The sequence below is a fragment of the Chryseobacterium sp. AC417 genome, from assembly GCF_979258215.1.
Window position 1 is genome coordinate 2,662,383 of record NZ_OZ409845.1, and the last position, 12,126, is coordinate 2,674,508.

Annotated in this window: 12 protein-coding genes, 1 other RNA gene and 1 pseudogene; 1 reads left to right on the top strand and 13 read right to left on the bottom strand. The window is 33.2% G+C overall.

Annotation, left to right across the window (positions count from 1 at the left end; all coding sequences use genetic code 11):
- Positions 1–13 precede the first annotated feature (13 nt).
- From ACZZ9T_RS12690 to ACZZ9T_RS12730, 9 genes are all read right to left on the bottom strand, one after another.
- On the bottom strand, positions 14–592 hold the full coding sequence (locus ACZZ9T_RS12690; protein WP_463442392.1) for a glutathione peroxidase: 579 nt from the start codon (positions 590–592) through the stop codon (positions 14–16).
- Positions 593–620: 28 nt separating this feature from the next.
- The gene (locus tag ACZZ9T_RS12695; protein ID WP_463442393.1) at positions 621–1,283 is read right to left on the bottom strand and encodes a histidine kinase; all 663 of its coding nucleotides are present in this window, start codon (positions 1,281–1,283) and stop codon (positions 621–623) included.
- Between the two features lie 67 nt (positions 1,284–1,350).
- Positions 1,351–2,079, bottom strand: a complete 729-nt coding sequence (kdsB, locus tag ACZZ9T_RS12700; RefSeq protein ID WP_463442394.1) for a 3-deoxy-manno-octulosonate cytidylyltransferase — start codon at positions 2,077–2,079, stop codon at positions 1,351–1,353.
- A 106-nt stretch (positions 2,080–2,185) separates the two neighbouring features.
- On the bottom strand, positions 2,186–3,439 hold the full coding sequence (locus ACZZ9T_RS12705; RefSeq protein ID WP_463442395.1) for a pyridoxal phosphate-dependent aminotransferase: 1,254 nt from the start codon (positions 3,437–3,439) through the stop codon (positions 2,186–2,188).
- A gap of 89 nt (positions 3,440–3,528) precedes the next feature.
- The gene (locus ACZZ9T_RS12710; RefSeq protein ID WP_463442396.1) at positions 3,529–5,244 is read right to left on the bottom strand and encodes a phospho-sugar mutase; all 1,716 of its coding nucleotides are present in this window, start codon (positions 5,242–5,244) and stop codon (positions 3,529–3,531) included.
- 90 nt (positions 5,245–5,334) lie between these two features.
- Positions 5,335–5,691: a four helix bundle protein gene (locus tag ACZZ9T_RS12715; RefSeq protein WP_463442397.1), complete on the bottom strand. Its 357-nt coding sequence runs from the start codon at positions 5,689–5,691 to the stop codon at positions 5,335–5,337.
- Between the two features lie 74 nt (positions 5,692–5,765).
- Complete coding sequence (locus ACZZ9T_RS12720; RefSeq protein ID WP_463442398.1) at positions 5,766–6,467, bottom strand: GIN domain-containing protein; 702 nt, start codon at positions 6,465–6,467, stop codon at positions 5,766–5,768.
- A 1-nt stretch (position 6,468) separates the two neighbouring features.
- Complete coding sequence (locus tag ACZZ9T_RS12725) at positions 6,469–7,419, bottom strand: glycosyltransferase family 2 protein (protein WP_463432695.1); 951 nt, start codon at positions 7,417–7,419, stop codon at positions 6,469–6,471.
- Positions 7,420–7,435: 16 nt separating this feature from the next.
- Complete coding sequence (locus ACZZ9T_RS12730) at positions 7,436–8,029, bottom strand: DUF4199 domain-containing protein (RefSeq protein WP_463432697.1); 594 nt, start codon at positions 8,027–8,029, stop codon at positions 7,436–7,438.
- Positions 8,030–8,161: 132 nt separating this feature from the next.
- Here ACZZ9T_RS12730 and ffs point away from each other — a divergent pair.
- Positions 8,162–8,259: signal recognition particle sRNA small type (ffs, locus tag ACZZ9T_RS12735), an RNA gene on the top strand.
- Between the two features lie 68 nt (positions 8,260–8,327).
- Here the strand turns inward: ffs and ACZZ9T_RS12740 are convergent.
- The 4 genes and pseudogenes from ACZZ9T_RS12740 to ACZZ9T_RS12755 all read right to left on the bottom strand — a co-directional run bounded on the left by ACZZ9T_RS12740 (position 8,328) and on the right by ACZZ9T_RS12755 (position 12,046).
- Complete coding sequence (locus tag ACZZ9T_RS12740) at positions 8,328–9,014, bottom strand: metal-dependent hydrolase (protein ID WP_463442399.1); 687 nt, start codon at positions 9,012–9,014, stop codon at positions 8,328–8,330.
- Positions 9,015–9,074: 60 nt separating this feature from the next.
- Positions 9,075–10,005, bottom strand: a pseudogene (gene menA, locus ACZZ9T_RS12745) (1,4-dihydroxy-2-naphthoate octaprenyltransferase).
- 12 nt (positions 10,006–10,017) lie between these two features.
- The gene (locus ACZZ9T_RS12750) at positions 10,018–11,517 is read right to left on the bottom strand and encodes a PH domain-containing protein (RefSeq protein WP_463442400.1); all 1,500 of its coding nucleotides are present in this window, start codon (positions 11,515–11,517) and stop codon (positions 10,018–10,020) included.
- A complete protein-coding gene (locus ACZZ9T_RS12755; protein ID WP_463442401.1) occupies positions 11,501–12,046 on the bottom strand; it encodes a PH domain-containing protein in 546 nt (181 codons plus the stop codon). Before ACZZ9T_RS12755 ends, ACZZ9T_RS12750 begins: the two co-directional genes overlap by 17 nt.
- Positions 12,047–12,126 lie beyond the last annotated feature (80 nt).

Here is a 12,126-nt window from a genome sequence, read left to right on the forward strand (position 1 = left end):
TTAGAAATATTTTCTACTTCAAATATTTTGTAATTGCCTCATCAGTAGGTTTCGTTGTACTCACAAAAGAATCAACCAACTTACCGTTTTCATCCACCAGAAACTTTGTGAAATTCCATTTAATATTGGTATCTTTTACTCCGTTTAATTCTTTTTCAGTCAGATACTTAAAGATTGGAGCGGTATCATCACCCTTCACGGAAACTTTTGAAGCTAACGGAAAAGTTACTCCGAAATTCTTCTGACAAAAAGCTCCGATTTCAACATCTGATCCAGGTTCTTGTCCGCCAAAATTGTTTGCAGGAAATCCTATAACAACAAGTTTATCTTTATATTCGTTTGATAACTGCTCAAGATCAGCATATTGTGGTGTAAAACCACATTCTGATGCCGTGTTGACGATCAGAATTTTCTTTCCTTTAAAATCGCCAAAATTAATTTCTTTACCTTCTTCTAGGGCTGCAACTTTGTAATCATAAATTGTTTTTCCCATGAGTTCTTTACTTTTAGCTTTTGAAACCTCTGTTTTCTTCTGCGCACAGCTGTTGATAAAAGCAACAAAAGAAAGCATTATTAAAAAAATCTTTTTCATAATATAAATATCTATAATTTGTTAAAATCTAAAACTTAAAAATATTGGCAGGGAATACTTTATTAATCTCAACTTTATTTAAAAGAATAACGTAATCACCATCTTTTTTTGAACTTGAAGATTCTATTCTGAAAGGCATGATCAGATTACCTACTTTTTTATAATCTGAATAATTCAGAGTTTCATCTTTTTTGGTTTCTTTTAAAAGCATAAAAGATTTGGTATCAAAGTAATACAAATTTTTATTCACATTTTTTGTCAGTTCAACTTTGTGACAATAGATGTCTCCCACTTTTTCTTTTCCTAAATATTTTGCTTCAAAACCTTTATTTTCCCAATCGATAAAATCGTTATCAAAACTTTCTGAAACATATTCAGAATATACCTGAAGTTTATTGGTTGCATAATTCATTGCATAACCTCTATTGCCGTCATAGCCTTCAATTGCAGTATCTTTTCCGTTAATTGTAAGAACAGTTTTGGTCAAATTTGGGCGTTGCTGATAAATTTTTATAGGATATTCATCTTTTATACCTAAAATTACTTTTCCTTGAAGTAATACTGAATTTAAAAGCTTCCAACTCGTTAATCCTCCGGACAATTCGATGTTTTTATCAATAATTTCTTTAGCCGTCTGAGCGAAAGACCATTGCGAAAATATAAGGACGAAAACCAAAAGTAATTTCTTCATTCAATCAATTTATAAATTCAAATATAAGCTTTTATTTACCAATGCATCAGTTGAGCAGTTTACCAATTTAATTAGATAGTAATTTTCTGGCTTTATCAAGATCTTCAGGCGTGTCGATTCCAACTCCTATGAAATTGGTTTCTAGCAGCTTGATTTTCATGCCATATTCCAAATAACGGATGCATTCTATTTTTTCTGAAATTTCTAAAGGCTTCATTTCTAATTTTGAAAACTGTAGCAAAGCATGTTTTCTGAAAGCGTAAACTCCAATATGCTTAAAATAATTCACATCATAAGAGATTTCACGATGAAAAGGAATAACGGAGCGACTGAAATACAATGCAAAACCGTTATTATCAGTAATTACTTTTACATTATTCGGGTTTTCAATCTCTTCCTTTTCAGTCAATTGTATTTTTAATGAAGCTAAAGAAATTTCCTGATTCTCATCTTCTTTAAAAACTTCGATTAACTGTTTTAAAGGTTCTAATTTTAAAAATGGTTCGTCTCCCTGAACATTGATGACGATATCACAATCAATATTCTGAACAGCTTCTGCAATACGGTCACTTCCCGTTTCGTGTTGCCCTGTCATGACAGCTTTTCCGCCGTGATTTTGAATTTCACTGAAAATAATTTCAGAATCTGTTGCTACAAAAACTTCATCAAACAAACCTGTTTCTATAACATTTTGATATGTCGTTGCAATAACTGTTTTTTCTCCTAAAATCTGCATCAGCTTTCCGGGAAAACGGCTGGCTTCGTAGCGTGCAGGGATGACAGCGATGATTTTCATAAGTTTTTATTCTTAAAAAATGCTTCAGATTAGTTCTGCTCAACAATTCCAAATCACTTTAAGAAAATCGTTTAGCTGAAAAAAGCTGAAGCATTTTTATTTTAGATTATTGCAAATTATTTAAAGCATTCTCCAATTTCGGCATCATCAGTTCAATTTCGCTGATATCTAAACCTCCTACTGAAGCTCTGAACCAAGGTTCGGTTTTATCCTCCCCAAATGCGGAAAAAGGAACTAAAGCAACTCCTGCGTCATTGATTAAATAAAATACTAAATCAGATGAATTTTCAATAACAGAACCGTCGGGTTTTGTTTTTCCGATGTAATTTAATTTGATGGTCAGATAAAGTGCTCCCATTGGCTCGATACTTTCTACCGCCAAGCCTTTGCCTTTCAAATTCTGAATTCCGTTGTGAAGGACTTTTAAACTCGCTTCAAGTTTACCTTTAAATTCTTCTACAAAAGCATCAACGTTTTCTGCATTTTCATAAAATTTCGCAGTTGCTTCCTGCTCAGGTTTTGGTGCCCAAGCTCCAACATGGGTAAGAAGCGCTTTCATTTTGTCGATGATATGCATCGGACCAAATCCCCAACCAACACGAACTCCGGTTGCAGCCAGACATTTAGAAATTCCATCAATGTAAATGGTATATTCTTTCATTTCAGGGAAAAGTGATACAGGATCAACATGTTTTGCACCGAAAGTCAGATTAGAGTATATCTGATCGTACATCAGGTACAATGGCTTCTTGTCTGCACCTCTATTTTTGTTTTCTTCCAATACCATTTCACAGATTTCTCTTAGTTGAGCTTCTGTAAACATCGTTCCGGTCGGGTTTAGAGGTGAACAAAGTGTTAATAAAACAGCACCATTCAGGTGAGGTCTAAGCTCGTCTGCAGTTGGAAGGAAATTATTTTCAGGTGTGGTTTTTACTTCAACAGCATCAGCAGAAGTTAAGTACGCATAATGATTGTTATTCCAAGATGGTGTCGGATAAATTACTTTATCACCTTCGTCAACGATTACTTTATAAACAGCATAAATCAATGGTCTGGAACCTGCTGTAATCAAAATATCATTCGCATCATAATCAAGATTCCATCTCCTTTTCAAGTCTTTAGAAACCTCTTTTCTTAAAGATAAAAGTCCGTTTGCCGGCGGATAATTGGTTAAATTATTTTGATATGCTTTCTGAATTTCTTCCTTCAACTGTGCCGGAATCGGATACAGATTAGAATTCAGGTCGCCAATGGTAAGGTTGGCTATTTCTGCTCCTTTTGCCTTTAAATCATTAACTTCATTACCAATTTTTACAATTTCAGAACCGATCAGGTTCGCCGCTAATTTTGAAACTTTCACTTTATTTATTATTAGAAATTAGAATTTAGAGGTTAGAATTTAGATTTAATGCCAGTAAAATGTCAGAAAACCTAACTTCTAAAATCTTATTAATTTAACTGAAGATCTTTTCTTACTTCTTCTATTTTTTCTTTCAAAGATTTTAGGGTTGATTCAAAATCTTCTTTTGAGTTTAAATTTTGTTTTACAGAAACATAGAACTTAATTTTGGGCTCTGTTCCTGAAGGTCTTACGCAAACTTTTGTTCCGTCTTGTGTATAATAAATCAAAACATTAGATTTTGGAATATCGTCCATCACATGTTTTTTATTTTCAGAAACTACATAATTCGTTTGCTCTTTAAAGTCTTTTACTTCTTCAACTGGCGAACCTGACAATGATTTTGGCGGATTTTCACGGAAATTTTTCATCATATTCTGAATTTCCTCTGCACCGTCTCTGCCTTTTTTCGTCACATTGATTAATCCTTCATAGTACATTCCGGTTTCCTGATAAATCTCAATCAGGTATTCGTACATGGTTTTTCCGTTGGCTTTGCACCACGCTGCAATTTCGCAGGCCAAAACAATACTTCCGCAAGAATCCTTATCCCGAACGAAATCTCCTGTCATAAACCCGAAACTTTCTTCACCACCGCAAACAAACTTTTCCTGACCTTCAAAATCACGAATCATTTTCCCGATCCATTTAAAGCCTGTTAAACCCACTTTACAATCGACACCGAATTTTTCAGCAATATCAAAGAAGATATCAGAAGTTACAATGGTAGAACCGATAAATTCTTTTCCGGTAATTCTACCCTGCTTTTTCCATTGGTCTAAAATATAGTATGTTAAAATCGTATTACATTGGTTTCCATTCAACAACTGAATTTCTCCCTCCAGGTTTCTAACTGCAATACCCAATCGGTCACCATCCGGATCTGTTCCGATGACGATGTCTGCGTTGGTGATTTTAGCTAAGTCCATTGCCATTTCCAATGCTGCAGGTTCTTCCGGATTGGGAGAATCTACCGTTGGGAAATTTCCACTTGGAATCATTTGTTCCTTCACCAAATCGATTTTCTTGAAACCCGCTTTTTCTAAAGCCTGAGGAACTGTTGTGTAAGTTGTTCCGTGAATTGAAGTGAAAACGATATTCAAATTTCCTTTTTCAACATTCTGATACGATGAATTTTCGATACAAGCATCAATATAAACTTCATCCTGCTCCTCTCCGATCCATTCGATCAAATCATCATTTCCATCAAATTTGATTTCTTCAAACTTTACAGAATATACTTCATTAATAATCGCTTCATCATGTGGCGGAACGATTTGCGCACCGTCATTCCAATATACTTTATAACCGTTATATTCTGGCGGATTGTGAGAAGCCGTCAAAACAATTCCTCCGTTGCATTTCTTGTCACGAACTGTAAAAGATAATTCCGGAGTCGGTCTGTGGTTTTTAAACAAAAGAACTTTGATTCCGTTTGCAGTTAAAACATCCGCAACTAGTTTTCCAAATTCTTTTGAATTATTTCTTACATCATAAGCAATCGCAACACTGATGCTTTCACCCGGAAATTGCTGTAACATATAATTCGCAAGTCCCTGTGTAGCTTGACCTAACGTGTACTTATTTAAACGATTAGTTCCAACACCCATAATCCCACGCATTCCTCCTGTACCAAATTCTAATTCTCTGTAAAAAGAATCTTCTAAGTCTGGAGAATTGCTCTCGATTAATAGTTGAAGAGCGTCTCTCGTTTCTTTATCGAAGGTATCACTCAACCAAAGTTGTGCTTTTTCTAATGTTGTCATATTTTTGTAAATTCTTGGCTGGAAGTTGGAAGATGGAGGCTGGGAGTTTTTCAGCTTCGAACTTCTAATTTCACGTTTATTTATTGTTTATTATTGTTTGATTTGATTTCTAAAAGCTATGATTTGATTCATTAAGCTGTAGCTTTCATTATATAATTTATTAAATTCTTCTTCCGAAATATATTTTCTGTTTTTTGCTTTGTAAAGACAAGTAACTACTTCGGCTAATGATCTTATTGAATACCCTAAAAATTTTCTAAACTCTAATTTAGATTGTAATATACTCCCTTCAGAAATATTAAGTGCAATAGAATCAGAGGCTCTTCTAATTTGAGAAGTCAAATTATATACTTCATCTTTAGGAAATTTAAAAGTAATTTTATAAATACTTTCTCCAAAATCCATAGATTTCTGCCAAATAATTAACTTTTCAAATTTAAAACTCATTTCATTTGTATTGATTACTTATTTTGAATTTTCAAACCTACTTAACTTCCATCATCCAGCCTCAAACTTCCAGCCTAATCTAATTTCTTATTCTGAACCTTAGTTGTTTTCTCCACCTTAAAAGCTCTGATTGGATCGTTGTAATACAAAAATTTAGCTGTATTCTGAATGTTTCCTTTCAATGAATCTTTCACGTTAACTTCTGCATAATTTCCGTTTTTAGAATCAATGTTTAGATTCTCGATTTTCCAATATGGAGCAATCAAACTAGCTGTATCTGAGATTTTTATAACGGCATCTTTGGCTTCACCCAAAAAATTAGCACGGCTTCTGTTCAGCATTTCAACTTCTGCTCTTCTTGTGTTCACTGAACCCATAAAAGTAGCATTATTTTTTAAATTGAGTCTAAAATTATCGGTTTTAATTTCGCTCGAAATATTCATTTCAACAGAATCTGAAAGAGAAACTTTTTCAAGATTATACTTAGAATAAATAGTCACATTATAGAAATCTACACCTTTTGTTCCTCTGCCTTCTTTGATAGAAAGTGTTTTGTCATCTACGTCAACATCCAGATTATCAGCGATATTGGGATAGGTTTCAATCTCAACAAAATTCTTCGGTCCGCGCGCATAAAAGACACGGAATTTTCCGTCTAAATCTAAATTAACAAATTCTTCGACATCAATTTCCTTTTTTTCTAAATTGCCTTTCGGAGAAATTTTTCCGCACGAAACTAATGCGAAAAATGCTAATAGAAAAATAACTTTTTTCATTTTATATCACTTCATCAATATTATAATTCTTATGCTCTCTGTTGGTTCGGATAATCATTTCACCCAAAAATCCTGCAATGAACAGTAAAGTTCCCATCAGCATCATCGTCAATGCAATAAAAAACCACGGATTATTGGTAATCAGATGTCCGTAAATTCCTCTTGCCACGTCAATTAATTTGGAAATGCCCAACCAAAATGCCGAGAGAAAACCTACAATAAACATTAAAGTTCCTACAGCGCCAAAGAAATGCATCGGTCTGCCGCCGAAACGACTTACAAACCAAAGGGTTACCAAATCTAAAAACCCACGAACAAATCTTTCGGTTCCGAATTTTGAAGTACCGTAAGGTCTTGCCTGATGCGGAACTTCTTTTTCTGTAATTCTTCTGAAACCCGCATTGGCAGCCAAAACAGGAATATAGCGGTGCATATCTCCATATACATCGATCGATTTTACGACCTGTTTTTTATAGGCTTTCAAACCACAATTGAAGTCATGCAAATACACTCCTGAAACTTTTCTTGCCGCTGCATTGAATAGTTTTGAAGGAACATTTTTGGTCATTACATTATCAAAACGTTTCTTCTTCCAGCCGGAAACGATGTCATAATTATCATCAACCACCATTCTGTACAGTTCAGGAATTTCTTCCGGAAAATCCTGTAAGTCGGCATCCATTGTGATAATGACATCACCGTTTGTTCTTTCAAAAGCCGCATGCAAGGCCTGAGATTTTCCATAATTTTTGGAAAATTTAATTCCGTGGATCTGCGGATGCTGAACTTTTAAATTCTCAATAATGCTCCACGATAAATCTGTACTCCCGTCGTCGATAAACCAAACTTCGTAAGATAAATTACTGGTTTTACATACATTATCAATTCTTGTAAAAAGCTCTTCGAGAGATTCTTCTTCGTTTAGCAACGGAATAACTATAGATAAATTCATTTAATTTTAATAAAAATTATTCTTCGATGATTTCTTCAGGCATTGTTTTCTTTCTGAAAAATGCCCCGAAAAATACTGACAAAACTACGTAAAATATAAGAATTGCCGCAAAATATCCTGAAAAATGACTTGCTGTTAACATATCTTTTCCCTTAATTCTTTTAGGATCAAATCTCTGAAGACCTTCCTGATATTTTTTCTCGAGTTCATCGATGTCTTTTTGATGTTTCAGAATTTTTTTTGCTGAAAGATATTCTTTATCCAATTCTGATTTCTGTCTCTGAACATATTGATAATTCAAAAGATCTTTTGCATCAGTATCAATGAAATTTAGGAAAGAAAAAATGCTTACAATTGATAAAATTCCTCCTACAAACATCGGAACAAAAGCTCTTTTGAATGCTTCTTTAAAACCCATTCTGTATTTGTTCCAACGGGATTTTACTGACCAAAAAGCGGCTAAGGCATAAAAAATTGGTAGAACGAAAGCATTGACTTTCAATGAAGTGTCAAAATATTCAACACCGGAAAAGAGAAAATAAACTACAAAAAAGATCAACATTGTAGCTGCATACAATAAAATTCCTAAGGTTACTGGACTTTTCGTCATAATTCAAATTTTTAGAAAAATTCTTAAAAAATATGACTCTAAATTTCAGCGATTTAGCTTTAATAAAGAGATTTTCTAAGATTTTTTCTTTAATAATATTTTTAAGTTTATAATTAATTCCTATATTTGCAACGGCAAGTCCTAAACAACCAGCTCCTGAGAACCCTCCAGGGTGGGAACGCAGCAAAGGTAATTGGTCGTAGCGGTGTGATTTAGGTAGCTTGCCATTTTTTATTTTTATAAATTAAGAGATTAGGATGATTTGATTTAAATTACTTAATCTCTTAATTTTTTTTTGTTATATATCGAAACTTTCGCCCAGTTTTGGAAGTATCAATTCCACATTTTTCTCTTTAAATTGATTCAAAGCATTCTCATGATCAATCTCAATTGCAGGGAAAGTATCAAAATGACATCCGATAACTTTTGGAGTTTTTAATAATTCCGAAGCTGCAAAAGCTGCTTTTCTGGAGTACATCGTATAATGACCGCCAATCGGAAGAATTGATAAGTCTAAATTTCCGTATAACTGTGGAAACAACTGCATATCTGCCATAACTCCGGTATCCCCTGCCAAATACACGTTTTTACCTTCCGGAAGTCTGAAAATATATCCTACAGGAACTCCACCATAACTTCCGTCCGGGAATGAGCTTGTGTGATGAGCAGGAACCATTGAGATTTTAAGATCATCAATTTTTGCAGATCCTCCTAAGTTTACATCATCCTTATTTTTTGCATTTTTATAGTAAGCACAGATTTCTGGCTGGCCGATCACTGTAGCTTCAGGATAATGTTGCAAAACCTCTTCTACATCAGCAATATGATCGCCATGAGCATGAGTTATAAGAATATAATCAATTTTTTGAGCAGAAATATCAAATCCTGATTCTGCCTTTTTGTAATTGTAAAAAGGATCACAAAGTATTGTTTTGTCTTTGTATGTGAACAGGAAACAGTTTTGTCCTAAGTATTGTATTTTCATTTTATATTTGTTTAGAGTTTATTTAAAAAATCTGTATTGTTGTATTGATCCAAGAGTATATTAACTAAAAAAATTGAGTCCAATAGCGGTAAAAACAGCCATCATAAAGGTGATAATTCCGACTTGTTTTAAAAAAGGATCAAGCTCTCTCGGTTCTTTTACTTCCATTATTTTTCTTCTCAGTTTTGCCATAGGAATAATGAGAATCATGACGATAAAAACATAATATTTCTGTGATTGGATAAAACCATTTATTCCCAAAAAGATAAGAATTAAGATCAACGGAAACTGCAACAAAATCATTTCGTAAATCATTGCATTTTTAAAGCCCATTCTAAGCGCCAAACTTTTTTTACCTGATAACCTGTCGCTTTCGATATCGCGCATATTATTGAGGTTCAAAACTGCCACACTCAACATTCCAACAGCTGCTCCGGGTAAAAGTATGTCCCAACTAAACGTTTTGGTGAAAAGAAAATAACTTCCGCATACAGAGACTAATCCAAAGAAAATAAATACAAAAATATCTCCTAATCCCATGTAACCATAAGGTTTTTTTCCTACGGTATAACCAATTGCTGCCAAAATACTCGCAACACCCAAACCAATAAAAATATAAAATTCATTCATATGATCCGGAATGAAAGCCAAATATAAAAGTGCAACGGTTGCCACAAAAGATAAAATTGAAAAAAGAATGACTGCATTTTTCATCTGCTTTGCTGTTATTTTTCCTGATGCTACAGCTTCTGGATTCTGCTTCATTCATTCTTTTTGCATCTGTTCCTTTCACACCATCACCGTAATCATTGGCGTAATTTGACAAGACCTGATAGAGTAAAGTGACCAATAATGCCAAAGCAAAAATTTTCCAGTCCCAGGTTCCACCTTCTCCCCAAAGTCTCCATTTTGCGATGAATGATCCCATGATTATTCCGCTCAGAGAAAGCGGTAACGTTCTAAGCCTTGCAGCTTTTATCCAGTCTGACATTAAATTTTTTGTTTAATTATTCTTAGAATTTTCAATTTTATACACACAGTAATTCAACAGTTTTTTGAGTTTAAAAAAATCTAATGCGACAATTTTAAAATTTCCTGCAGACGTATAAAAAGTGATACTTCCCAAGTTTGTTTTCTTTTGCCAAAAATACTGAGAAATTTTCACAGTCTGAAGCTTTTCTATCTCAAAAGTTCGGTTATCAATGTCCCAAATTCCTGATTTAAGTCTGATAAATCTTTTATTGTAAAACAATCTTAAATTTCTGAATGAAATCAAAATCATCAATTCTACCAGGACTACATATATTAGTACTAAAAACCAATAGTTTAGCAATAAATCTTTATTAATGATGAATACAAGAATAAAAGGCAAAGCAATCCATACAAAAGTATTTACAATGATCAATCTGAAATTTGGCTTTAAACCCTCTGTGAAATTTGGAACTTCATGGTATATTGCTGAAATAAGTTTTGTTTTTTCATTTTTATTGATTCCCGGAACTGCAGATACATTTTTTTCTTCTTCGTTTTTTCCTATCTGCAAAAATTTCACAAAAGAAACATTCATTTTTTTCTGAATCCAATTTTGAGTCTCGGTAATCACCTGAACTTTAGACTTGCTTACAATTGAATTTCTGGTATTGAAAAAACCGTATTCGAAAGAAAAACTTTTATCGTTTTCGGTAATTTTAAAATTGAAAAATTTGATGATCGTACGGATGGCATTAATAAGAATTCCCAAAATAATGACAACTAAAATAATTCCTAAAATGACAGGAACAGAAAATGCCAAAAACTGAGATTCTACCGTATCATAATCTAGCTGTGTCTCAAATTCTGCCTTTCTGAGAAAATTAGTAAGCTCTGAAAAACCATAAATAATCAAACTTATTAAAGCAAAAAAACTTTGAATATAATTAGCTGTAATTCCGTATTTTAAGATACTTAATGTTGAAATTTTTAAAGAACGAATATCCTTCACTTCTTCATTTACAGAAGTTTCACCAAATTCTTCCCTTTTCTTCTCAAATTGTTTTTCCGACAAAAGATATTTCTTCAGATCTCCAGCATTTTCTTTCGTTAAAGCAGAAATCTTCACTTCTTTATCAGAACTTCCCGGTGTATCAATTTCCAATTTATAAATATTGAAAAAGCGATGGATGAAAGGTTGCGAAATATTTACTTCCTGAATATTTTCTTTTTTTATCTTAGTAACAGAAGTATTGATGATTCCTTCATGAATAACAAATTCATCATTTTGTTCGTCAATATAATATTTAAAATGATAATACTGTAATACTGCAGAAACGATTAAAATTAAAAGTGCCAAACCTATTGTAGACAGAATAATCCAAGATTCCATCTTATCTTTTCTTACAAAAAAAAGGATAACAAAAACCCATAAGTTTTTGATCACCATTCCCACATTGTAAAGAAAAAGCAAAACGATCCCTGTTTTGGATTGTCTTTGGGGCTGAAAAAAAGAATTAAGATTCTCTTCCATCTTCTGTTTTTTCCTGCGAAATACTTCGACGAATCAAATTGTTGATTCCTTCTGCAATGTCTTCCGGTAAACCACTGATAGAAATATCTCCACCATTAACTCCGGCTGTATATACCGTCACAGATTTTAATTTCAATATTTTGGAAAACCACCCTTGCTCCACTTTGATGTGCTGAATTCTATTGAAAGGAATGATCATCAAAGTTCGCTTCAACCATCCGTGCTGATACACCAAATCTTTTTCACGGAGGGCATATTTTCTAAATTTAAAACCAATGATCGCATTCAGAAAAAGAAAGCTGATAAGAATAAAAACAACTGCAACGAATGCCCAAATCTGAATTAAATTAAAACTAGAATAAAGGAAATAAAAAGCCACCGAAATTGCTCCGATGATAAAAATCGAGAATAAACCAAGATTCAATAAAACAATCTTTAGATATTTTGGTGAAACAGCCATTAATTTCAAATCGCTGAAATCAGGAATTTCCAGATCAAAAATCTGAGGATTCTGAAAGTTTTGTTCCATATTTTGTAAATATCTCGCAGATATTAGAAATATTAATATTTTTATCTTCTATGATCTGCGAGATGATATTTAAAGAAAAT